Annotated in this window: 20 protein-coding genes; 14 read left to right on the top strand and 6 right to left on the bottom strand. The window is 56.9% G+C overall.

Going from position 1 to position 21,485, the window contains the following annotated elements:
- Positions 1 to 488: 488 nt before the first annotated feature.
- Entirely contained in the window at positions 489 to 797 is a 309-nt protein-coding gene (locus tag YQ44_RS14620) for an H-NS histone family protein (RefSeq protein WP_010397665.1), read from the top strand.
- Between the two features lie 310 nt (positions 798 to 1,107).
- On the opposite strand, the gene smpB is transcribed toward YQ44_RS14620, so the two are convergent.
- Positions 1,108 to 1,557, bottom strand: a complete 450-nt coding sequence (gene smpB / locus YQ44_RS14615) for an SsrA-binding protein SmpB (RefSeq protein WP_071324009.1) — start codon at positions 1,555 to 1,557, stop codon at positions 1,108 to 1,110.
- Positions 1,558 to 1,650: 93 nt separating this feature from the next.
- On the opposite strand from smpB, the gene YQ44_RS14610 reads away from it, so the two are divergent.
- The 5 genes from YQ44_RS14610 (at position 1,651) to YQ44_RS14590 (ending at position 7,247) form a co-directional block, all read left to right on the top strand.
- Positions 1,651 to 2,082, top strand: a complete 432-nt coding sequence (locus YQ44_RS14610) for a type II toxin-antitoxin system RatA family toxin (RefSeq protein ID WP_035818194.1) — start codon at positions 1,651 to 1,653, stop codon at positions 2,080 to 2,082.
- Positions 2,075 to 2,371 carry an RnfH family protein gene (locus YQ44_RS14605; RefSeq protein ID WP_071324008.1) on the top strand — a complete coding sequence of 99 codons (297 nt, stop codon included), beginning with the start codon at positions 2,075 to 2,077 and terminating at the stop codon, positions 2,369 to 2,371. Before YQ44_RS14610 ends, YQ44_RS14605 begins: the two co-directional genes overlap by 8 nt.
- A gap of 138 nt (positions 2,372 to 2,509) precedes the next feature.
- On the top strand, positions 2,510 to 3,970 hold the full coding sequence (gene guaB, locus YQ44_RS14600) for an IMP dehydrogenase (protein ID WP_071324007.1): 1,461 nt from the start codon (positions 2,510 to 2,512) through the stop codon (positions 3,968 to 3,970).
- Positions 3,971 to 4,040: 70 nt separating this feature from the next.
- On the top strand, positions 4,041 to 5,651 hold the full coding sequence (guaA, locus tag YQ44_RS14595; RefSeq protein ID WP_071324006.1) for a glutamine-hydrolyzing GMP synthase: 1,611 nt from the start codon (positions 4,041 to 4,043) through the stop codon (positions 5,649 to 5,651).
- 399 nt (positions 5,652 to 6,050) lie between these two features.
- Positions 6,051 to 7,247 (top strand): tyrosine-type recombinase/integrase, encoded by a 1,197-nt coding sequence (locus YQ44_RS14590; protein ID WP_071326511.1) that lies wholly within the window; start codon positions 6,051 to 6,053, stop codon positions 7,245 to 7,247.
- A gap of 4 nt (positions 7,248 to 7,251) precedes the next feature.
- Here YQ44_RS14590 and YQ44_RS29780 read toward each other — a convergent pair whose 3' ends face one another.
- The 3 genes from YQ44_RS29780 to YQ44_RS14575 all read right to left on the bottom strand — a co-directional run bounded on the left by YQ44_RS29780 (position 7,252) and on the right by YQ44_RS14575 (position 9,226).
- Positions 7,252 to 7,653: an AlpA family phage regulatory protein gene (locus YQ44_RS29780; RefSeq protein ID WP_232250901.1), complete on the bottom strand. Its 402-nt coding sequence runs from the start codon at positions 7,651 to 7,653 to the stop codon at positions 7,252 to 7,254.
- A 71-nt stretch (positions 7,654 to 7,724) separates the two neighbouring features.
- Positions 7,725 to 8,366 (bottom strand): hypothetical protein, encoded by a 642-nt coding sequence (locus YQ44_RS14580; RefSeq protein WP_156894867.1) that lies wholly within the window; start codon positions 8,364 to 8,366, stop codon positions 7,725 to 7,727.
- A gap of 74 nt (positions 8,367 to 8,440) precedes the next feature.
- Entirely contained in the window at positions 8,441 to 9,226 is a 786-nt protein-coding gene (locus YQ44_RS14575) for a hypothetical protein (protein WP_071326509.1), read from the bottom strand.
- Between the two features lie 587 nt (positions 9,227 to 9,813).
- Here YQ44_RS14575 and YQ44_RS14570 point away from each other — a divergent pair.
- The 4 genes from YQ44_RS14570 (at position 9,814) to YQ44_RS14560 (ending at position 13,033) form a co-directional block, all read left to right on the top strand.
- Positions 9,814 to 10,434 (top strand): hypothetical protein, encoded by a 621-nt coding sequence (locus YQ44_RS14570; protein WP_156894866.1) that lies wholly within the window; start codon positions 9,814 to 9,816, stop codon positions 10,432 to 10,434.
- On the top strand, positions 10,427 to 10,762 hold the full coding sequence (locus tag YQ44_RS29015; protein WP_156894865.1) for a hypothetical protein: 336 nt from the start codon (positions 10,427 to 10,429) through the stop codon (positions 10,760 to 10,762). The genes YQ44_RS14570 and YQ44_RS29015 overlap by 8 nt, the downstream gene beginning before the upstream one ends.
- A gap of 15 nt (positions 10,763 to 10,777) precedes the next feature.
- Positions 10,778 to 11,806, top strand: coding sequence for a DUF7146 domain-containing protein (locus YQ44_RS14565; RefSeq protein ID WP_071324003.1), 1,029 nt, complete (start codon positions 10,778 to 10,780; stop codon positions 11,804 to 11,806).
- Positions 11,807 to 11,971: 165 nt separating this feature from the next.
- Positions 11,972 to 13,033, top strand: coding sequence for a DUF932 domain-containing protein (locus YQ44_RS14560; protein ID WP_071326508.1), 1,062 nt, complete (start codon positions 11,972 to 11,974; stop codon positions 13,031 to 13,033).
- A gap of 96 nt (positions 13,034 to 13,129) precedes the next feature.
- Here the strand turns inward: YQ44_RS14560 and YQ44_RS14555 are convergent, their stop codons facing one another.
- On the bottom strand, positions 13,130 to 13,825 hold the full coding sequence (locus YQ44_RS14555; protein WP_156894864.1) for a S24 family peptidase: 696 nt from the start codon (positions 13,823 to 13,825) through the stop codon (positions 13,130 to 13,132).
- Between the two features lie 350 nt (positions 13,826 to 14,175).
- On the opposite strand from YQ44_RS14555, the gene YQ44_RS14550 reads away from it, so the two are divergent.
- From YQ44_RS14550 to YQ44_RS29010, 4 genes are all read left to right on the top strand, one after another.
- Positions 14,176 to 14,523, top strand: a complete 348-nt coding sequence (locus tag YQ44_RS14550; RefSeq protein WP_156894863.1) for a hypothetical protein — start codon at positions 14,176 to 14,178, stop codon at positions 14,521 to 14,523.
- Positions 14,524 to 14,530: 7 nt separating this feature from the next.
- On the top strand, positions 14,531 to 15,112 hold the full coding sequence (locus YQ44_RS28320) for a FlhC family transcriptional regulator (RefSeq protein WP_083411863.1): 582 nt from the start codon (positions 14,531 to 14,533) through the stop codon (positions 15,110 to 15,112).
- 193 nt (positions 15,113 to 15,305) lie between these two features.
- Positions 15,306 to 15,710: a hypothetical protein gene (locus tag YQ44_RS14545; protein WP_071324000.1), complete on the top strand. Its 405-nt coding sequence runs from the start codon at positions 15,306 to 15,308 to the stop codon at positions 15,708 to 15,710.
- A gap of 164 nt (positions 15,711 to 15,874) precedes the next feature.
- The gene (locus YQ44_RS29010; RefSeq protein WP_070259158.1) at positions 15,875 to 16,414 is read left to right on the top strand and encodes a hypothetical protein; all 540 of its coding nucleotides are present in this window, start codon (positions 15,875 to 15,877) and stop codon (positions 16,412 to 16,414) included.
- 698 nt (positions 16,415 to 17,112) lie between these two features.
- Here YQ44_RS29010 and YQ44_RS14540 read toward each other — a convergent pair.
- A complete protein-coding gene (locus YQ44_RS14540; RefSeq protein WP_083411862.1) occupies positions 17,113 to 21,108 on the bottom strand; it encodes an SIR2 family protein in 3,996 nt (1,331 codons plus the stop codon).
- Positions 21,109 to 21,485 lie beyond the last annotated feature (377 nt).

The raw sequence follows: 21,485 nt of genomic DNA, 5'->3' as shown, positions 1-21,485 counted from the left end.
CGCTGCGTTTTTTTCTTCATGTTATGCTGGTGCACCTGAATAATATGTCAGGCGTGCAGCACATGTTTTTGTTTTCGATTACAGTGAGGCCCTTTGTCTATTTGCGGCATGCAAAATAAGACAGCTGCGTCGATGGATATTCAGTTTGCGCAGGTAATGCTGAATGATGGGGGGATAGTATTGCCCCCATGTGCTTTTGGAATTGTCATTTATTATTACTATAAATTGCAATGGATCAAAAAGTGCTGCAAAATAAATGGCGTCGGTTGGTGCCGCGTTGAATCCTCCATGTTCGCCCCGGCAGATTCTCTGCCTGGAAACTGCACCGATTTGGCGTGTCCACCCTCGCACGGCCCTGTAAAGCTGGTTTTTTTGGTAAAAGAATCGTAAAAAACATTCGAATCTGAAGAAAAATCACCTCAGGCGCGTTACAATTGGATAGAATTTAACTGTTCAGTTATATTTTTCAACTCACACAAGGAAATATCATGGATCTGTCCAGCTTATCCCTGTCGGAACTGCGTACGCTGCAGGATGACATCAAGAAGCAAATGAAGAAACGCGAACAGGACGACCTGTCCAAGGCGCGCGAGCAAATTCTGGCAATCGCCCAGAGCGTCGGCGTTTCGGTAAAAGATCTGGTCGGCACGGGGATCCGCGCTAAAACCGGTACGGTTGCAGTGCGCTATCGCAATCCGGATGATGCAACGCAACAATGGACTGGCCGTGGCCGTCAACCGAAATGGGTCAAAGAGTGGACTGATTCGGGCAAGTCGCGCGATCTGCTGAAGGTGTAATACACCATTCATTCGGATGCTTGTCCTGTGTGGTAGTACAGGCGTAGTACAAAGCAGCATACAAGCATCCGGAACTTCCTTTATCTGCATTCCCCCGGCCGGTCTCGGTCAACCTGTATTCTCCGCTATTATCGAAGTGGTATTTTTGATACTGCGCATCTTATCTCCCGCCTTATTCGTTGTTTCGTCCAGCTTGACTGTTATGCGCTGCGTTTATTTATCCGCCAGTCGTAGGCAATGGGCAAAATAAAACCCGGCATGGTGCCGGGCTGGTTGGTCTTGCCTTGCACGCCAGGTGCATGGAACGATATTAACGGCGATTCGTTTTCATCGCCGCCTGGACTTCGCGCGCGCCATCGCGGTCGCGTTCTGCGGCCCGCTTGTCGTGCTGCTTCTTGCCTTTTGCCAGGCCGATTTCGCATTTCACCCGGCCGCCCTTGTAATGCAGGTTGAGCGGCACGAGCGTATAGCCGGAGCGTTCGACCTTGCCGATCAGTTTATCCATTTCCGCGCGGTGCAGCAGCAGCTTGCGCGTGCGCACGGCTTCCGGGTGGATATGGGTGGAGGCGGTCGGCAAGGCGCTGATATGCGCGCCGAACAGGAATAGCTCGTCGCCGCGGACGACGACGTAGGCTTCCTTGATTTGTACGCGGGCGTCGCGGATGGCTTTGACTTCCCAGCCTTCCAGCACGATGCCCGCTTCGTAGCGATCCTCGATAAAGTAGTCGTGGAAGGCTTTTCTGTTGTCTGCTATGGTCATGAGATGGTAAATGTGCGCGGGTCGGTTAAACTACTGTCTCGCGCAAGCGCGATAAAATCAAATGTATCCAACATCATAGCAAATGGTTCTTCAATGGCAGTAGTACATAAATCAGTTTTTCTCGGCTACAGCGCCGAACAGATGTTCGCACTGGTGGCGGCGGTGGAGGATTATCCCAAATTTCTGCCATGGTGCGGTGCGGTCGAGATACGCGAGCGGGGCGAGAACACGGTCGTCGCCAGCGTGGGCATACATTACCACGGCGTGCGCCAAAGCTTCACCACGTCCAACGAGAACGTGCCGCCAACCTCCATCAAGATGAAGCTGGTGGACGGCCCTTTCAAGACCCTCGACGGCGTATGGACCTTCAAGGCCCTGCGCGAGGATGCGTGCAAGATTGAACTGGACCTGCATTACGAGTTTTCCAGCCGCGTGCTGGAACAGATCATCGGTCCCGTCTTCGGCATGATTGCCAACAGCATGGTCGATTCCTTTTGCAAGCGTGCGGAGACCGTGTATGGCTGAGGCCACCATTCAGGTGCAAGTCTGTCACGCTTTACCGGATAGCAGCTTGCTGCGCTCCCTGCGCGTACCTGCGGGTACCACCATCGAGCAGGCGGTGGCATTGAGCGGCTTGCTGCAGGACGTGCCCGGCCTCGACCTGGCCATCAATATGGTCGGCATCTATGGCAAGAAGAAGCCACTCGATACCGTCTTGCGCGAGCATGACCGGGTCGAGGTGTACCGGCCATTGCAAGCCGATCCGAAAGAGGCGCGCCGGCGCCGCGCGGGCAACAAGCCAGCCAAGGCCTGAGCGGGGCAGAGGGGCGGCGGCCCCGCAGGCCTTGCCTGGCGCGACATTTTTTTGCTATTTCCAAATATCTTTTCTATGCTGCAAGGACGGAGGGCGCTTTTTTCTGTATAATCTGCTTTTGCGCCAATAGGAAATGCTATGCGTCTACTTCAAAAAGCACTCACATTCGATGACGTGCTGCTCGTCCCAGCCTACTCCAACGTTCTGCCCGCCGATACGTCCCTCAAAACTCGCCTGACCCGCAATATCACCTTGAATATTCCCTTGCTGTCCGCAGCCATGGACACGGTGACGGAAGCCCGCCTCGCGATCGCGATGGCCCAGGAAGGCGGCATCGGCATCATTCACAAGAATTTGAATCCGAAAGACCAGGCGCGTGAAGTGGCCCGCGTCAAGCGTTTCGAAGCAGGCGTGCTGCGCGATCCGATCACGATCCCGCCAGACATGAAAATCCGCGACGTGATCGCCCTGACGGAACAATACGGCATCAGCGGTTTCCCTGTCGTCAAGGGCAAGGAAGTGGTCGGCATCATCACCAACCGCGACTTGCGCTTTGAACAGGAACTCGACGCCGAAGCATCGGCCAAGATGACGCCGCGCGACAAGCTCGTGTACGTCAAGGAAGGCGCCGATACGGCCGAAGCCAAGCGCCTGATGAACAAGCACCGCCTCGAGCGCGTGCTGGTGGTCAACGACGCATTCGAACTGCGCGGTTTGATCACCGTCAAGGATATCCAGAAGTCGACTTCGCACCCGTTCGCGTCGAAAGACAGCCAGGGCAAATTGCTGGTCGGCGCTGCCGTCGGCGTGGGCGCCAAGGATGAAGAACGCATCGACCTGCTGGTCGCCGCCGGCGTCGATGTGCTGGTGGTCGACACGGCCCACGGCCACTCGCAAGGCATCCTCGACCGCGTCAAGTGGATCAAGACCAAGTATCCGCACGTGGAAGTGATCGGCGGCAATATCGCTACCGCCGCTGCCGCCAAGGCGCTGGTCGAATACGGCGCCGATGCGGTCAAGGTCGGCATCGGCCCCGGCTCGATCTGCACCACGCGTATCGTCGCCGGCGTGGGCGTGCCGCAAATCACGGCCATCTCGAACGTGGCCGAGGCACTGGAAGGCACGGGCGTGCCATGTATCGCCGACGGCGGTATCCGCTTCTCGGGCGACATCTCGAAAGCGCTGGCCGCTGGCGCCTCGACCGTCATGATGGGTTCCATGTTTGCCGGTACGGAAGAAGCACCAGGCGAAGTGATCCTGTACCAGGGCCGCAGCTACAAGTCCTACCGCGGCATGGGCTCGCTGGGCGCGATGTCCGATGGTTCGGCTGACCGTTATTTCCAGGACGCCACCATGAAGGCCGACAAGTTCGTGCCTGAAGGTATCGAAGGCCGCGTCGCCTACAAGGGCAGCGTGCTGGCGATCATCTTCCAGCTGGTGGGCGGCGTGCGTCAATCGATGGGTTACTGCGGTTGCGCCACCATCGACGAATTGCGCGAAAAGGCGGAATTCGTGGAAATCACCTCGGCCGGCATGCGCGAGTCGCATGTCCATGATGTGCAGATCACGAAAGAAGCGCCAAATTATCGCTCCGAGTAAGCGGTAACGAAAGTCCAGACCGGCGCCCAGTGCGCCGGTTTTGCAATTGACCCTGAATAAAGCTCCGACCATGCATTCTAAAATCCTCATTCTCGATTTCGGCTCCCAAGTCACCCAGCTGATCGCCCGCCGCGTGCGCGATTCCGGCGTGTTTTCCGAAGTCTTCCCCTACGACGTCAGCGACGAATTCGTGCGCAACTATGGCGCCGCCGGCGTGATTCTGTCGGGCAGCCACAATTCCACCTTGGAAGGCGATTCGCCGCGCGCACCGCAAGCCGTGTTCGAGCTGGGCGTGCCCGTGCTGGGCATTTGCTACGGTATGCAAACCATGGCGGCCCAGCTGGGCGGCAAAGTGGAAAACGGCCTGGTGCGTGAATTCGGCTACGCCGAGGTGCGCGCCCGCAGCCACACCAAATTGCTGAACGGTATTGCCGATTTCGTCACTGACGAAGGCCACGGCATGCTGAAAGTGTGGATGAGCCATGGCGACAAGGTGCTGGACATGCCGCCAGGCTTCAAGCTGATGGGCAACACCCCGAGCTGCCCGATCGCCGCCATGGCGGACGAAGAGCGCCAGTTCTACGGCGTGCAATTCCACCCGGAAGTGACGCACACGGTACAGGGCAAGGCCATCATCGGCCGTTTCGTGCATGAAATCTGCGGTTGCAAGTCGGACTGGAACATGCCCGACTACATCAGCGAAGCGGTGGAAAAGATCCGCGCGCAAGTCGGTACCGATGAAGTCATCCTGGGCCTGTCCGGCGGCGTCGATTCGTCCGTCGCGGCAGCGCTGATCCACCGCGCCATCGGCGACCAGCTGACCTGCGTCTTCGTCGATCACGGCCTGCTGCGCCTGGACGAAGGCAAGATGGTGATGGACATGTTCGCCAAGAACCTCGGTGTGAAAGTCATCCGCATCGACGCGGAAGACCAGTTCATGGGCCACCTGGCCGGCGTGGCCGACCCTGAGCAGAAGCGCAAGATCATCGGCCGCGAATTCGTCGAAGTGTTCCAGGTCGAATCGGGCAAGCTGGTCAACGCCAAATGGCTGGCGCAAGGCACGATCTATCCGGACGTGATCGAATCGGCAGGCAAGGGCAAGAAGGGCCAGACCATCAAGAGCCACCACAACGTGGGCGGCTTGCCGGATACCATGAAGCTCAAACTGCTCGAGCCCCTGCGCGAACTGTTCAAGGATGAAGTGCGCAAGCTGGGCGTGGCCCTGGGCTTGCCGCATGACATGGTGTATCGCCACCCGTTCCCGGGCCCGGGCCTGGGCGTGCGCATCCTCGGCGAAGTCAAGAAAGAGTTCGCCGACCTGCTGCGCCGCGCCGACGCCATCTTCATCGAAGAGCTGCGCAACACGCCATACGAATTCGTTGCCGGCCAGGCCGTCGATCCGGACGCGCTGCCAGCAAACTGGTACGAAGCGACCAGCCAGGCGTTCGCCGTCTTCCTGCCCGTCAAATCGGTGGGCGTGATGGGCGATGGCCGCACCTACGAATACGTGGTGGCTTTGCGTGCCGTGCAGACGCAAGACTTCATGACGGCCCACTGGGCCCACCTGCCGCACAGCCTGCTTGGCAAGGTCTCGAACCGCATCATCAACGAAGTGCGCGGCATTAACCGCGTTGTCTACGATATTTCCGGAAAACCACCGGCGACCATCGAATGGGAATAGTCTCCCATCCGGCACCGTAAGGTAACGCCGGGTCAATGAAACAGCTAAGCCCCTGATTTTTCAGGGGCTTTTTTATTTTGTCTGGCAAACGCAAGCAACTCACGACAGAGCCAAGCACGTTTTTTTGTGGGTATGGTTATGGGTACTCAACTTGCCGTGCGGAATACTTCACATTTGGTTCCTCCTGCCCATTTTGCACGGCGAGGGTATCGGTGAGGGTGTTTTTTAGGTTAAGTATTTGATTTTAAAAGTATTTATTGATTGCTCGAACGCTCGTCGCGGCGAGGGTATCCGGACCTCGTGAGTAGTAGCAGATGTCACTTTTTTTTCGTGCTACGTGATTGATTGTTTGAAATGCATCCGGTGCCGATACAGACTTTGTATGAATGGGAGGTGTCCATGCTGACTGATACGAAATTGAAAAATCTGAAACCAGCAGAGAAAGCCTACAAGGTGCCGGATCGTGACGGCATGTATGCGACGGTACTCCCCAGTGGCACGATCTCGTTTCGCTATAACTACCGCGTCAATGGCCGATACGAAACCTTGGTGCTCGGACGCTACGGGGCCAGTGGCTTGAGTTTGCAGGAGGCGAGGGAGCGCTTGCGGGAAGCGAAGAAAGTGCAATCGGAAGGCAAGTCCCCATCGCGCCTCAAAGCCCAATCGCGCAATCAGTTGGCCTCTGGAGAGCCATTCAGCGTCTGGGCCGAACGTTGGCTCATCAAGTACAAAATGGCGGAGTCGACGCGGGACATGCGGCGCGCGGTGTACGAGCGCGATCTGAAACGCCCATTTGGCAATCTCTTGCTGCATGAAATTACGCACAACGAGTTGCGTTCCGTATGCGACGCCATCCTCAAACGTGGCGCCCCTGCGACAGCCGTGCACGCGCGCGATATCGTTAAGCTGGTCTTCAATTATGCGGAACAACGAGGACAACAGATAGTCAACCCTGCGGATCTGGTCGCTCCCTCATCCATTGCCGTATTTGAGCCGCGCGACCGGGCATTGGGGGCCGAAGAGATCGCGCTGTTCTACGAACATATCGAATACGTGCAGTGCGCGCCGACCTTGCGCCTGGCTTGCAAATTACTGTTGCTCACCATGGTGCGCAAATCCGAACTGACGGAGGCAACATGGAGTGAGGTGAACTTTACTGATGCGCTATGGACTATTCCGGCCCGACGTATGAAGCGCCGCAATCCCCATAACGTCTATCTGTCGCGCCAGGCATTGGATATGTTCGTTGCGTTACGTACCTGTGCTGGCACATCCGATTATATTTTGCCATCGCGATATGATCCTGACGTGCCGATGAATCGTGCATCGCTCAATCGCATCCTGGTGTCAGTCTGCGCCACGGCACGCGACTGTGGGAAACAACTGGCCGATTTTTCGCCGCATGATTTGCGGCGAACAGCATCGACCCTGCTGCACGAAGCTGGCTACAACACCGATTGGATCGAAAAATGTCTCGCCCACGAGCAGAGGGGCGTGCGAGCCGTGTACAACAAGGCCGAGTATTCGGCGCAACGCCGAACCATGCTGCAGGAGTGGGCAGACATGATCGACGCCTGGACAAAGCTGAAAGCGTGAGAGATTACCTGAGCGCTTTGGGTGGCACTGACTGCGCCTGCGGTACCGAGGGCTGGCGTGCCGCCGTTTGCTGTTCTGCGATCCAGGCGTCCACTTCCTTGAGGTCCCAGGCGACCAAACGCGAGGTGATGCTAAAGCGCCGTGGAAACTGCCCTCGTTTTTCAAGGTTCAGGATGGTGCGCTCGCATAGCGGCACTTTTTGCAAGAGTTGGCGGCGTTTAATGAGGACCCGGCCAGGTATCCTGAGGTCGCTCTCGGTAAGCGTACGTGCTGCGCGGGGCGATCGGCTGGCTTTCTGAGCAGCCTGACGCTGGCGCTTGAGGCCGCCGATAAATGCCCGCTGACCAAAGGCCGGATACATTGAGGGAGCAAAGGGCGATTGGTTCGAAGGGGGAATGTATTTCATGATGAGTTGTCTCCATGACCGATGACGGATGATCCTGCGCCATGGTGGCTGCGCTGATCGTGGGCATCAAGTTAAAAACCGGCATATTTTGCTCGTATTTCTCGGCAATTGAGGGATGCTGTAATGGCGGGAGGCGGAGGGGCGTTCACCCTGTAGGAAATAGATGGCATGGGGATGGCGATTGGAATTTTCCTCCGCTCCGCACCCTTGTGCGGTGCCCGAGTCCGCTGAGTACCTGTTACCTCGCGATGACGATGGTGCTGGCAGCGTAGCCCGGAACAATGGAGATGGGCGGTCCGCTGGACGGTTTTGAGCGTAGGTACGAACATTTCTTCGAACAGCTGGAGCGTACCGGCGCAGGAAGTCCAGTGAATACATACCGGCGTGTGTAAGGCAGTGATGTCGATCTCGATGCAGTGGCTTAATCCGTAGGAGTCCCGCTCTTCCTCTGACAACGCTCCGCACACCAGTAGAGCCTTGTCGTGGGTATGGCACCACTTGATCAGTTGCCGGACATCCTTCGGGGCGAACCCGGATACCTGCTCGATCACGATCATTGCAATGCCGTGTTGTATCAGAGGCGTGTCCAGGGATGGCATACAGTCGATCCCTGGTGCCACACGATAGGATGGCCCAAGCGCGGTCTCCATCGCGGCGATACACCATGCCTGGGTCACAGGCAGCTCACTGCTGAGCATCATTTTTATGCACATGGCATCCTCCATACCGGCTAATTGGTTTGTAGTCTTCCTATCCAGGATGTGGGTAGCAAGGCTTGTAAGGCCTGTCAGGGACTCGCGGACGCCTCTTCGCTATTCTCGCCGGCAGGATCACTTGTAATGCTTTCAGGGGCCGCATTTGGCTCCGGGGCGCCTGATTGTTGAGTTGCTTCCTTGAACGTCGGGTGCTTGGCGGATCCCTCGCCAGGGGATGGCTGGCTGTTCGGTGTGGTCGATTTGCGTTCGGACACGGGCAGGGCATTGATGCGTTTGAGCAGGCCCAGGGACAGCGCGCGCGTGGCGGCGGTCACTGCACGTACGGTTTTCTTGATCTGCGATTTTTCGGTGATGAGCTGGCTTGTCGGGAGCACCTCGTCAATGCACAGGGTTTCGAGCATGGGCATGAGCTGGTCGACTTTGCTGATCAATTCCAGTAGTCGCCGGCCGAACATGGAAAATACTTTCGCTTCGATGGCAAGAGGTTCGATGTCATAGCTGGCCAATTCGGTGATGCCATGGTGATGACACAGTTTCTCGAAGGAGACGATACGCTGGTTGGCCAGGGCAATGCGCGCGTCAAGCATGGTGCGCAATTCCTGTTCCACTTTATCGACATCCTCGGGTGGTAATTTCATCCTGGCAAAGACGGAAATAAAATGGAAACTCGCTTGTGAGACGTAGAAACATCGCAGGTACAAACGCTTGCCCTCCGGGCTGGCGAGCGTGATATTGACCTTGCGGCTCGCAGATTCGACACGCGTTAGATCGGCGGCGGCCTCGTTAGCCAATAACTTCCTGTTGGTTTCGCCGTGATCACGCGTGACGATCAAATGGGTGGGAGCTGGGTGGTTCATGATGATGTCCTCGAAAATGCCCATGGGGCTACATGCCATGGTGTACTCGCCATCATGCTGATTCAAGAGGAATGCGCGCAGCTTTGGAAGCGTATTTGCGGGTACTGCACATGCCAACGGGACACGTCGATTAACGGCTTGATGCGTACGCAACGGCGTGTTCCCACTGCAGGTCGAGCTGCTGATGGCATTTTTCGTCGAACCTGTGTTGACAGGCAGGTGAGGGCGGCCTACATTCATTAAACTATCGCAGCAGCTAGCCCTGCATCGTCCGGCAAGCCTTATCCATTGCGCCAAGCGCACCGCAGCACCGATTGGTTCGTGTCCTGGCTTCAGGCGCGACACCCGTATTCCTGGATCGAGAGTGTTTTGACGCGCCGCACGCACCGCGCCGTTACGTCAAAACACTTTGCATGGGTTTTCAGGACGGTAGCTGGCATCCCCGCCGAAACGGCATCAGCCGACAGTATCAAGCCAGTCAATGGAAGTTCCGGTGCGTCGCAGCAACCGGATGTGCTATTTCCCCCTTTGGGACGATGCGGCCCGGGAGGGAGTTGCCTCGTCTCATTTTCTTGTGCGAGGCAATCATGAGCAGATATCAAATCAACTATTGTCGCGTGCCCCGGGATCGGGACACTTCTTGCCATCCTGGCGTGCTGGGAGAACCTGTGAGCAGGGTTTCCGCAAGCGAAAATAACGACGATGCGATGGAATTTTCAGAAGAGGAATTGGTGGCATTGCACTGGTGGCTGTTACGCAAGGTGAGTTTGCTCAGCGACCCACGCACGCCACTGGATGAGAAATTTGAACTGGTCCGTTGGGTGTTTACAGATCCAGTTCGGGATACGCAACCGTTTTCCTTCGTCAATTGTATGAAGGTGGTGAGCGGTAGTCCGCTGTCGCAGCTACCGTTCATCGGCGCCATCGATGCGCAGGAAGTGCGCGATTGGATTGGATCCCAGTTGTGCCGCTGGTTTTTGAGCGCGCTGCAGGACTACCCAGAGTGGGCCCGCCAGGCGGTACTGGAAAAGCCAGACTGGGTTTCCGACAACTTATTCAAAAATCCACAATGGATGAATGAGCAGATCAAGCTCCATCAATCCGATCTTTTTGCATCGCCGATTGCAGAGGAGGATGGCGATTGCTTGAGTGGCCATAGCAACAGGCATGGACGCCAGGCCAGTTGCAAGGGAGGGCGCCATGCGTGACTCCTTTATTGCCGCTGCATTTCCGTCCGCTCGCTTCTGTCAGGTGCCAGATCTCGACGAATTGATTTTCAGAATCAAGGAAAGCGAGATCGTTGCGGGACAGCCGGGCCGGGTTTTTTATCTCGGGCAAGAACTGCGGTCGATACGCTTGTCCGTGGCACCGGGCGGTTTTCAGGTCGATCCACAGCGTGGCCGTCCGGAGCGAAGAGCGATATTTTTTACTGTCGACGAACTACTGTCGGGGCAAGTCGGCCTTGCCATGGATCACGGGTGGCTGTTTACTCGTCGTGTGGCTGGCCCGCGCGGAAGCAATTCTCGAGGTTCTTAAAACGAGGAGGTCGACATGGGCAGGAGCAAGGAAGAATTCAACGCGCAATTTCAGCAAGTTAAGCAGCGCGCGTTTGGGCGATGGACGGAGATTCTGCTGGCGCTGGGCGTGGATGCAAAAGTGCTCAACCAGCGCAATCAGCCGTGTCCCCTGGGTGATTGCGGCGGCACAGACCGGTTTCAGTACACCGACCAATTTGGGCACGGCAACTATATTTGCCGCGGCTGCGGTGCCGGTGGCGGATTCAAATTGTTGATTGGCTGCTTAGGGTTGAGTGCTGTCGATGCACTTGGCAAGGTAGACGGCTACCTTGGTATGAGTGCGCCGAGGCCGCCAATCTCGCTCTCACAGGATTCACGTGCCGAACGTGATCGTGATGGTCTGATTCGGAAGATTCTGGCCGAAACGGTACCAGTTACGCCCGGCGACGAGGTGGACAGGTATCTGCGGAACCGGGGGGTGAACCTGGAACGCTACCCGTCGACGCTGCGCATGCATCCTGCGTTGGGGTACTACGAGCGCGATGTGTGTACTGGTAAAGCCGTTGTAGTGCGGCGCTACCCGGCCATGGTGGCCTGTGTACAGGATAAGAGTGGCCACACGGTGTCGTTGCATCGGACTTATTTGAGCAATGGCGAGAAGGCCCGCGAATGCGCGGTCAAGAAGCTGCTGTGTGCTGGCATCGGTGGCGCTGCCATTCGTCTGGCGCCGTCCACCGACGAATTGGCCGTGTGTGAAGGCATCGAGACAGCGCTGGCGGTCATGAAGCGTTCGCATCAGCCAGTGTGGGCGGGGATCAGTGCCGGGAACCTGGAAAAATTGTGGATCCCGGAAACCGTCAAACGCCTGCGAATTTACGCTGACAACGATGCGCATGCATTCTTTGATGGGCAGGCCGCTGCCTATGGCCTCGCGCGCCGCTACCTGAAATCCCATGCGGGCCGGGTGGGAAGAGCGGCCGAGGTGTTCGTGCCGAAGTCGGCGGGCGCCGATTGGGCAGAGGTATTACTGAAAATTTCACACCGCGCACGTCATGCGGCGTGAGGTGCAGAGAGCAAAACAGTCAATCTGGCGCGGTGGCAGTTTGGCCGCCGCATGATGGCGCAATGTGGCGCCCACGTGGGATCGAGTTAATTCTGCGTGTTTGACCCTGCGGGGATGCGTTCCCGCCAGGGAGCTGCATCGCCCGCTTTTTTCATGGAGGTTGTGATGAAAACAGGACGTCCTTTGGATCAGATCATCGTCGAACTTGAGAGGCAGGCGGCGCTCAAGAAGGACATGATCGTGCCGGCGACGAAGCTGGTGAGCGAGACGACAGCGGCAGGGCAGTGCAATCTCGTCATTGATGAACCCTATGGCAAGAAGCGATACCTGATGAACGACTTTACCTGCGCGCAACTGGCAAAGAAACTGGATATACCGTTGCTGTATTTTAAGCGCATGCGTTCGTTTGATACCGAACTGCTTGATGACAACATCAATGCGTGGCTCAGAATTAATGCCACAGATAGCTATATGGTGCGGACCTTGGCGGGGCGGGCCCGAGCCTTCCTGTCGTCGCGTTTCCGTCGGCTCGACAACATTGATCTGGCCGACAGCATTTTGCCGATCTTGCTTAAACTGCCGGGTGCCCGTTTCGAGTCGGTGGAGCTGACTGAAACCAAGATGTATTTGAAGGTGGTCAGTGCCAGTGTGACGCATGAGGTCGCGCCAGGAGACGTTTTGCAGGCCGGCGTCGTGGTCAGTAATTCGGAAATTGGGGTGGGGCGGTTGCGTGTCGAACCGTTGATTTATCGTTTGAAATGCAGCAATGGGCTGATCGCTTGTGAGCGCTCGATGCGCAAAAACCATGCTGGGCGTTTGCTGGAATGTGGGGACGATGTCGTTCTGCAAGAGGACACGGTGGCGGCCGAAGACCACGCGATCTTTTTAAAAGCGCGGGACATGGTGCAGACTGCGGTGTCGGAGACGACCTTTCAACTGATATCGGAAAAGATGCGCAAGACGATGGGTATTGCATTGACGGGAGACCCCGTGAGGGCAGTGGAAGTGTTGGCGAATCGCTTTGTATTGAACGAGGTGGAGCGTGCCGGCGTGTTACGCCATCTGATTGCCGAACAGCAGCTCAATGGTTACGGCTTGCTCAATGCAGTGACGGGTTACTCGCAGGAAGTGGAGGATTATGATCGCGCCACCGAATTTGAGGAGCTTGGTGGAAAAATGCTCGAATTTTCACTGAAGGAGTGGCGTGAGGTCGCTGAAGCAAAGTAGCGTGGCATGAAATCTAACACCACGACGGTTGGGTTCCCCGGTAGCTTGGCTGCCGGGGAATGCCGCCCGATGAAGCGTGATGCGGGTCTGGATACGTCAAAAACGGTTGATGTTAATGGCTGCCTTAACACGTCCTAAAATTGTCAGGGTAAGCATTGCTTTTGATATTTTCACAAGAGTTGAGTTGTAGCGTTGGTTTTCGCAACGCAGTAACAGGCCTTCGCCCACGATGATTTCAATGTGTCGCACAAGGCGCCTTCCTTGGTAATCCAATACATAGATTCCGTTGACCTCCACCTCATTGACGGTCGCATCAAAAAAAAATGGGGCGCCATCAAGGATGAGCGGAGCCATGTCATCTCCCTTCATCACCCCGACTTGATTGGGGGCGGTGAACGACGCGGTTTGTCCGAGCATGTGACCGATCCAGTCAAAGGTGGGCTTTTCGTGACCGTACACCTGTTCCTGAACCCTTGGCGATAGTTGTTGCTTGGGGAACGGGAGACGATGCGATGTCAATCCCAGTATCCAGTTCGCATCCATGTCGAACTGCAGGCAGACAATGGCGAGGGATTTCAGGTCGGGTAGACCTGGTTTTTCTTCATCGATCCAGCGCGCCACTGTTTGCAGCGCTCGGCCGGTAATCTGGCTCAGGAAGTGCTCGCGTTGACCTGGGTGTACGCCCCGTCTGTCGAGTTCTGCAGCGAGCCGTTGCCGCACACCAGGGACGATATCAATGTCAAGTTCGCGGACGGCATCTCTGGTAAGCGGGATGTTATTGCTTATTGTCACGATTTTTGTCTCCGGGCAGGGGTAAAGTAAGAGACCTTAATTTGTTTGTAGATTATTTGTAGCAGTTGTTACAGGTGTATTTTCATGGGGTTGAGTTCGATTTTAGAGCGAGAATCGGATTTCCTCCAGTGAAAGTTTGCCAAAGTGCATATAAATATTTTCATTTGATTAGCAGTTGCTATTGACCTTTGAAAGTTTGCGGAGTAGCCTTTTTTTAATGTGCTATGGCCTGCGCGTGCAGTCGTCTTACCCATGACTTCGCTAATCAGTTGACCGACCTGGCAGGTTTGCACAGCGGAAACCGGATTAATGACCACGCCCCGCCATCGCGGGGCAAAGCGGGGTGGACCATGGAAGATGCGATTCGATATACGGAAGTGCAGTACCTCAACTTGAATTACCTACTCACTATCCAGGTGGGTCTGAAGCATGATCCCCTGGCCACGTGCTGTACCTTTCACCTCGACACTGCCTCGGCCGAGACGCTTGCCGCAATGAGCGTGGACTCATTGCAACTGCTGGCCGCGAGCATGTCGCACGAAAGCCTATTTAAGCCGATAGGTAATTTTAAAACTCTCCTTGAAACACCGCCCGTATTGGCCATGACGTTGTGCCGGGTCGGCGCTGTGGATCCGGATGCAACCCGCGGACCATCGCGTGCCAGCCAGGCCACTGCGGCCCGTACGCGCGTTGCATAGGTGACGTATGGCGTACGAACACGCAGAGCGGCACATTCAGGCCCTGCAGCTCGCCAAATCCTGCGTCGAACACGGTGCGCGCATGAAAACCGTCACCTATTTGACTGGATTGAGTGGATCTCTGTTGCGGGAATATTTTTATAATGACCGGCCAGCCACCGGCGGTCGATGGCCCAGCTCGCAGGATTGGTACCATATGGCGACGCTGGTGCAACGGGCAGAGGCGTCACTGATTGCTACTATTTTTCAGTTCTTGCGCACACAGCATGGATGTTCGGCCCGTAAGGCTATGGTCTACGCCTACAAGATGTATCGAGAGCGATGGAATGGTCGGTCTAGCATTTCGTTTGACCGCGCTTTCGAGCTGATCGCGAGTGTGGAGGGCATTTGGACTCAACATTCAGCGCAGTTAGCGCTGCATACCTGTGCGCGGTGCCGTTGTCGTTATTTGATTGCACTTGGGGACACATCGGCGGACCACTCCGGGTGTGTGTTTTGCAAGCTCGTCAAACGATTTGCCACTGATTCCCGTATTCAATCGAGCTTTGCTGGCAAACCTGACCTGCGCCTGGCCGTAAAGCAAAATTAGTCATTTAATGGATTTTTCAGTGTTTTCTTGTAGTTCTGCATTAACGGTATTGCATTGCTAGCTATTAGGTTTGATACCCATAGTAATCCTGAATGCTGGTCATTAATGCAATAATCTCGTACACTGAGTTATTCAGCACGTCCGCTATCGGCCAGGAGCAGACCTACCCCTTCACAAATGTTGAGAATGACAAATGACGTACCGCCCGGCATCTGATCCAAGAATTCATGAGCTTGTATCCGCTCTGTACACGGAAAGATGGGCGAGTTCGGCCAGCAAGATTGAACAACTGGTGGCAATTTCCGACGCCTGGAAAATCTGCGAGCTTCTCACTTCCAGTGAAGGATGGAGGGAGCGGGTCGTCGCAGCGAAAATTATTGCTGCATTCGATTTCGTTGATCTCATCACACCCTTGATCAGTACATTCATCGGCCGTGCCGAGTCGAACACCCTTCACTCCTTCGTCAAGCTGATCATTACTACTGCAATGCCGGACAGCAAGCACAAACTCCTTGAGGAGCTTCGTGCTTGCTGTCCCGATACATCGTATGGCAGACACATGATCAAGGTGATTGACGATGCTTCCGATGCAGTTTAGAACTTTGCAGCTACCAAGCTTTGTCGCAAGATCGAACGGCCGCTTCGGGGCGACAACGGCGTGTCAGGGCAGACCATGATGTTTTCGCAACGGCAACATGCTATGCTGGCGCGACCGGCAGAGAACGGCCACAAGCGGACTGATATTTTTTTTGAAAATTGCTTATGCAACGCCATTTCTACGCGACAGCAAAGGACCTTCTTCCAGTTTTCGAACTTGTTGAGGCAAAGATTCCGCTTGGCTATACGCGAACTGGGCTATTTGACGAGGATACTTACGCGACGTTTGACAGCGGGGCTGAACTTCCGACACTAACAAAAGCCTTAGTTGTTACTAGTGCGGTAGCGGGGCCAGGATACCTTGTCACTGATCGGGCGTCTCTTATCCAGAGTAGGGGCATCCAACAAAATGATGGGCGAAAAAAATTCGCCATCGACCAGTTGATGAATCCTGATAGTATTGTTTTCCAGCACGGCGGCTTTTATTCTGACCAGATTTTGTTATCTGGTCGTATCTCGACGGCATCAGACACTCCGGTGGCCACGAGGCTACAACGTGCGTTCTCTACTGCGTTGACCAAGAAATTTGTCCGCGTTAAAGCTTATTGGGTTGGACCAGATGCTTTGGCAATATTAGAACGAGGTGCACGCTTAACGATTGGCGCTGCCTCGCCAAGCGAATTCGATTTGGCGCTTGACGGCTAATGGCTCTAGGCCAGGTACCGGCCAGAACCGGACGTTGCAGCTGTTGAAACAACATTGCGGTGGTCACCATCGGGTTGCTTGTTACCATTGTCATCAGCTGCGCTGGTATCACGTAGCAGCCTTCCGCGTCTTCCACGCCAGCCAATAAAGTGAGTAAGTATCCGTATCGAGCTGCTTCATCAAATGATAATCAAAGCCAGCTATCCGCGTCCCTTCGCTATCATGTTCTTGACCATAGCTTGGCACTGCAATCAGCAAGGCGCCGGCCGTTTCCGGTTGTGCCCGTAAGGACCGGGCAAGCGTATTACCATCCATTTCGGTAAGCCGATGGACGGACTGCGGCCGCCGTTCGCAATAGATCAGTCGTCCTTCTCCAATTTCGCGGAGTGAAATCAGGCATCAACCTCGTTCATTGAGCAAGGCATGTCATCAATGTTGGTGTGCGCATTCCTCGATGACGTGGTTGACGCTTGATTCTCATCGATCAGTTTGTTCGCCAAAAGCTGGCTTGAACGTAACACCTCCATCCCATTCTTGGGGCTCAGCGCGGATCAACTGATGGATCATGCAAACACCGGCAGCTCCCTGCATTGCCCTCCCGGCGCTCTCTGGCCACGATCGACTCGGTGTAGTCGTTCGCCCCGCCTTCGTTGTGTGCCTGCTCCAACAGCGCGATGGCGCCGGCGGTATCCTGCTGATCAAGCAGTCACTTGGCCTCCAGTGTAGAAAGCGGCATCGCCGCTGCCGTCCTCAATGCGCTTGCGGCGCAATGCCAAGGCCTCTTCGGGCCGGCCCGCCGCCTGCAGGGCGATTGCCAAGATCGAATCGGTGTAGTCGTCCGTGCAGCCCTTTATGCGTGCTTGCTCCAGCAGCGTGATGGCGCCGTCGGCGTCGTGCTGATCGAGCAGCCACTTGGCTTCGCCGTTGTAGAAAATGACATCGCCGCTGCCGTCCGTGATGCGCTTGCGGCGCAATGCCGAGGCTTCCTCGGGCCGGCCGGCGGCCTGCAGGGCGTTTGCCAAGATCGAATCGGTGTAGTCGTCCGTATAGCCCTTGCTGCGTGCTTGCTCCAGCAGCGCGATGGCGCCGTCGGCGTCGTGCTGATCGAGCAGCCACTTGGCTTCGCCGTTGTAGAAAACGACATTGCTGCTGCCGTCCGCGATGTGCTTGCGGCGCAATGCCGAGGCCTCTTCGGGTCGGCCGTCCGCCTGCAGGGCGCCCGCCAGGATCGACAAGGTGTAGTCGTTCGCGCAGCCGCTGATGCGTGCCTGCTCCAACAGTGCGATGGCGCCGGCGGTATCCTGCTGATCGAGCAGCCACTTGGCTTCGTCGCAGTAGACATAAGCATTGCCGCTGCCGTCCGCGATGTGCTTACGGCGCAATGCCGAGGCCTCTTCGGGCCGGCCGGCGGCCTGCAGGGCGCTTGTCAGCATCCAATCGGTGTAGTCGTTCGCGCAGCCCTTGCTGCGTGCTTGCTCCAGCAGCGCAATGGCGCCGTCGACGTCGTGCTGATCGAGCAGCCACTTGGCTTCGCCGTTGTAGAAAACGACATTGCCGCTGCCGTCCGTGATGTGCTTGCGGCGCAATGCCGAGGCCTCTTCGGGTCGGCCGTCCGCCTGCAGGGCGCCCGCCAGGATCGACAAGGTGTAGTCGTTCGCGCAGCCCCTGGTGCGTGCCTGCTCCAATAGCGCGACGGCGCCGGCAGCGTCGTGCTGATCGAGGAGCCACTTGGCTTCGTCGCAGTATAAAACGACATTGCCGCTGCCGTCTGCGATGTGCTTGCGGCGCAATGCCGAGGCCTCTTCGGGCCGACCGGCGGCCTGCAGGGCGCTTGCCATCATAAAATCGGTGTAGTCGTTCGCGCAGCCCTTGCTGCGTGCTTGCTCCAGCAGCGCGATGGCGCCGGCAGTGTCGTGCTGATCGAGCAGCCACTTGGCTTCATCGCTGTAGAGAGCGGCATTGCCGCTGCCGTCTGCGATGTGCTTGCAGCGCAATGCTGAGGCCTCTTCGGGCCGGTCGGCGGCCTGCAGGGCCTTCGCAAGCATCGACTCGGTGTAGTCGTCCGCGCTGCCCTTGCTGTGTGCCTGCTCCAATAGCGCGATGGCGCCGGCGATGTCGTGTTGATCGAGCAGCCACTTGGCTTCGTCGCTGTAGAAAGCGGCATCGCCGCTGCCGTCCGCGATGTGCTTGCGGCGCAATGCCGAGGCCTCGTCGGGCCGGCCCGCCGCTTGCAGGGCGCCCGCGAGGATCACCGCCACCTGTTCGTTGATGGCAACTGGCGGGGCGTTCGCGATGGCGGCTAAAAACCCTTGCAAAGCTCGCTCGCCGCAACTAATGGCAGCATGGCCGAAGTTGGCCCAGGAGGGGGGGAAGCTCGGGTTAAGCTGCGCGGCCGTACGAAACAACTCCAGTGCGCGTGCATCGTCCTTGCCGTACAGCTTGCGGCGGTATTCGCCAAGAAAGCGCATCGCCTTGCCATCGTCGGGAGCAACTTTGAGCAGATAGTCGAGGACGAGACAGACCCGCTCGGCTTGTCGCGGGCCTTGCGCCACGAGCGATTTCTCCATGCGCCACAGGATCGCAGCCGCTTCGCCCGGCCGCCGGCCTAGCAATTCCGCAGCGATTTCGGTGATGCGCCACGTTTCGCCGGCTTGCTCCAGATGGTACAAGGCCTCCAGCGCGCGTCGGATGTTCGCTTCAAGCAGATTGTTCTGGCCCTGCAGGTCGCTCATCCAGAAACTGGCGATGTGACGTTGCAGGTCGAGCGTTCGCGCCGCATCCGGCGCCAGTTTGTGTGCCTGCTCGGCCGCCAAGTCGTGAAGATAGAACCACTCCGCGTCTTCGGCCAACAGGCGGCGGCGGATCAGCGACTCGCCAGCCGCTGAGCTAGTCATCACGGTCTCAAGGCGTGCCAGATGGCTGTAATGCAGGCCGCTACGGTACAGCGAACAGGCGTATAGCAGTGCGCGTTCGGGCGGAGTCAGCACGTTTTCGTAGATGTCGCGAAACAGCTTGGCATACAGTTCGAGCGCATAGTCGTCGGCGTACTGGCGCAAAACCTGCTCCGGCGTTGTCTTTTTTTCCGCCGCCAGTTGCGCCAGCAACGCCAGTCCGAAAGCATGGGCGCCTCGCCCATGGCCGCCCCCCATGCGCTGGAAAATATAGTCAGTCTGCGTCTTATTTAGCGTCCAACCGCCGCAGTCAGACACGGGCGGGGAGGCAAGGTACTGCTTCATCGCCGCCCTCGGCAGGCCGCTCGCCTCAATGGTCGTCAGCTCTTCGGGTGCTTCCCGCGTTTCAAGTACGATCACGCTACCGCGGTAAGCCTTCACCAGCGCGGACAGCAAGTCGGCGATGCCAATGCACTCAGGGCGCCAACGCCCGTCGTTGAACCACAGATGCCCCCGTTCTATATGCAAAAAAAAGGCTGGCGTGCGCGCGTTCATGGCCAGCAGTTCGGCCGCCATTTCTTGTGCACTGGCGGCGACGGGCAGACGTGGTCGCTCGTCGTAAATACCCAGTAAGTTCGCCAGTGCGCCGAACAGGTCGGCGGCTCCACCGTTCTCCTGTGCGACGTGGGTGTGCATGCGTAAGTGGCGCCATGCAGGGAGCTGGTGCAACTCCCTAGCGATGACGGTCTTGCCCGCGCCGGTTAGGCCGCACAGGGCCAGCAGGGGAGTTCTTTGCAATTGCAGCGAGCAGTTTTCCAGGATGTCGTCGAGTCCGTAGTGTCCGCGCGCCGTCGCGCCGTCTGGCACCGCCTCGGCAGGTGCGGTGGGGCCGGCCGGCGGGGGAGTGACGGGCGGCACTGCCGACGCACCTTCGTCGTGCAGGCTCATCAAAAATGGGGCAAGGTCGGCGTAATTGTCGCCGTAGGCGAGCGGCTGCAGCCACGGTGCGTCAGCGAGCTTCTCCTGAAAGCCTTTGACATCTACGTCGCGACACAGCAGGTAGTGACGCGGCACCACGTCGTGAAGTGCGTCACGAGCCCAATCGATGAGCCGGGCGAAATTCGGATCGAGCACCGTGTCGCCGCAACCGACGAACAGCAGCGTGCGATTGATGGCAAGCGATTTGAGCACGGCCGCTGCGTGTGCATCGTCTTTGACAGTGTCATAACTGCGCGAGCCTAGTACGACGGATTCCGGTTCCATATAGTGGCCATGCAGGTGCAAGACGGCATTGTTCGCGACACTCTCCAATAACTTCTCAACCTTGTTTGACTCGCGCCATGTGACGGCGCACCGGCCCGTGGCCTCCTCAATCAGATTGTCATAGTTTAAGGTGGCAAGCCAGCCCGGCATGGTCCTGAGTGCCATAAGGATAGGAGGTAGTGGATCAGGCGCCTTGATTTGGCCGATCGTGTCTTCCAGCCAACCCCTGAAAACGCCAAGCGAGCTTTTTCTCATCCTTTGCGTAATGTCTTCGGCCACCAGAAGCAGTAAGCTGATGGTCCCGATCTTTATCAATCCGCGATGCGCATCAGCTTCGTCTCCGGTCATGAGATTATTACTTCGGCAATACTCAACACCGTACGCCAGTAGACCTTGCCATGTCGCCACTGCGTGATCAGCTATTTTCAGGCCAGGGCAGGCAGCGACGGAAACGCCGGTGCCAACAACGGTGACGACGTTGCCGTCGGCAAGGGCGGTCTTTAATTTATCGATCTTTATTTGTTTCATCAGGATGCTCATGGGCGGGGCGTGGAGTTGTGAAGTAAACAATACCAGAGTATCTGTTGAGTATCAGTCGCTGTCAACGAGGATGCGGGGTAATCCCCCATTGCCCTGCGCCAAGCAGGGCGGCAACACGTCCTACATGCACAAAGATGCCGTATCTTATCGCGTGTTGGCACCGCCGTCAGATTGGCCCCTGGCACTCCGGTGGACGATGAGAGATATCTGTGACTTTCCGAAATAGATGCGACGTTTTGGAAATTACTGCGATCAAGGAAGTAGCGAAGCCCATCGCTTCTTGCTGAGTTAAACTGGCCGCGACGAATTTCCGCTTTGGGGCGAAAGCGGACATACACGGCAGGCAGTGACAGGATTGCGAACGTGCTTTCAGTATG

Origin of the sequence: Janthinobacterium sp. 1_2014MBL_MicDiv (assembly GCF_001865675.1) — a bacterium.
Classification (GTDB): Bacteria; Pseudomonadota; Gammaproteobacteria; order Burkholderiales; family Burkholderiaceae_D; genus Janthinobacterium.
Note: the sequence above shows the minus strand (reverse complement) of the source record. Positions and strands in the feature narration are given on the sequence as shown.